The sequence below is a fragment of the Bartonella sp. TT110JLCBS genome (assembly GCF_042193405.1).
Classification (GTDB): domain Bacteria; phylum Pseudomonadota; class Alphaproteobacteria; order Rhizobiales; family Rhizobiaceae; genus Bartonella.
On the sequence record NZ_JBHILT010000097.1, the window covers coordinates 1 to 1,434 of the forward strand.

General features: G+C 32.9%; 2 protein-coding genes and 1 pseudogene. All 3 read right to left on the reverse strand.

Annotated elements, in window-relative coordinates:
* A pseudogene (locus ACFILW_RS09700) lies at positions 1-209 on the reverse strand (trwi protein); the annotation flags it as partial.
* A 214-nt stretch (positions 210-423) separates the two neighbouring features.
* Positions 424-1,173 carry a type IV secretion system protein gene (locus ACFILW_RS09705; protein WP_375685715.1) on the reverse strand — a complete coding sequence of 250 codons (750 nt, stop codon included), beginning with the start codon at positions 1,171-1,173 and terminating at the stop codon, positions 424-426.
* A complete protein-coding gene (locus ACFILW_RS09710; protein WP_375624450.1) occupies positions 1,170-1,304 on the reverse strand; it encodes a TrwH protein in 135 nt (44 codons plus the stop codon). The genes ACFILW_RS09705 and ACFILW_RS09710 overlap by 4 nt, the downstream gene beginning before the upstream one ends.
* Between the last annotated feature and the right edge of the window lie 130 nt (positions 1,305-1,434).

Sequence of the window (1,434 nt, forward strand, 5' to 3'; positions counted from 1 at the left end):
ATCCGTAGGAAACGATTTACAAATCCGGAGAGAGGCATATCTATAGCGCCACGAATGATGAGCCAACCATAGATGATAAAAGCAATTGTGATACCGATTGATACAAAGGGTGTAATTGTAGCTATTGTTTTTGAGGAAATATCCGTGACATATGTTTTTGTTATCTGATCAATTTTATTGAAAAGTTGCGTGAACACTGTAAAGTCCATGGAATTCCTCTTTAACGAATTTTCAACTTTTTATTACCTTAAAACATAGATACATGCTAAACGCTTCATTTTCATTTATACATTACCTAAGTGTTTTCATCGCGATATCTTGACTTTGATAAAAGCTTTCTGCCTCTCTGAATTGTTCAGATAGTACTGAACCTTCTACAGTGGATTTTGTTTTCATGAAAAAAAGCAAATGTTGTAAAGAGCTTTATTGGTTAGATCTTATTGTAGGCATATCGTTGTTGTTAGAGTTTATAATTTTTCCATACAATTTACGTTTTTGTATTTCGATAAGAGCCTCTTCGTTATCGCTTAAATTTCTGACCATTTGTAGTTTTGTATATTCATTTTGGAGCATGGCTGACATGGTCTTGATGCGTGTTTGCAGCTCGAAAACTCCTTTCAAATCTTTTGTTTTATCTATATTATTTAAGAAATCGACAATTTGTGTAAAGCGGTTCTCTGCGTCTTGAAAAGTTTGCAAACTTACAGCTTTATCGACAATTCCACTATAGTTAAGACGGGTATTAATTATTGTGCGCATCTCATGATACGGCAATGACCAGAAGGTAAACCTTTTCTCTTCGTCAAGAACAGAATATAAAACGCTTTGAAATTGTCCAGCATCTACGCCACTGTAGTTGGAATGCGTTTTTGGATAGATAGAAGGCGAATCTTGTATGAAAAAGCTCTTGTCCTCTCCTATTGTTGGTTTTTGGATTCTATTTCCTGTTATAGACTGATGGATTTTTTTCGCGTTTTCGATCTGGTTTTGGCTTTCTTTAATTTGTTGGTTTAATAACTCAATAATTTTCAGATATTCTGTTTTTGAAACAGGGAGAGGAATTTGAATAGTTGAATCTTGAGCCCCAGAAGCCCAACTAAAGTTAGATATTAGAGTTAAATTTATCATTCCCAAAAGGGTAATCATTCCTGTTATAATAAATATCTTTTTCATCTGTTTGCTCTCTTGATTTCGGCAGGGATTGTTTTATTAATAGGCACACGGTTCCTATCATTGGGCTGTTTTAGCTTTGGTGCTAATACACAAGCTGATAAAAGGTTTGCAATCAAAATCACAAGAATGATCTACTTCATTTTAATATGACTCTTTTTTATTGTTATATACATCCTGATATTTGTTGTCATTATTATTATTTTGAACATAAAGTAAAGTACGTTGTGTGTAATTATTTTACTTTTTTATTCCATTTTAATT

Bases quoted from the DNA above. Each gene is read 5' to 3' on its own strand.
- ACFILW_RS09705 (WP_375685715.1), bottom strand. From the start codon at position 1,173: ATGAAAAAGATATTTATTATAACAGGAATGATTACCCTTTTGGGAATG.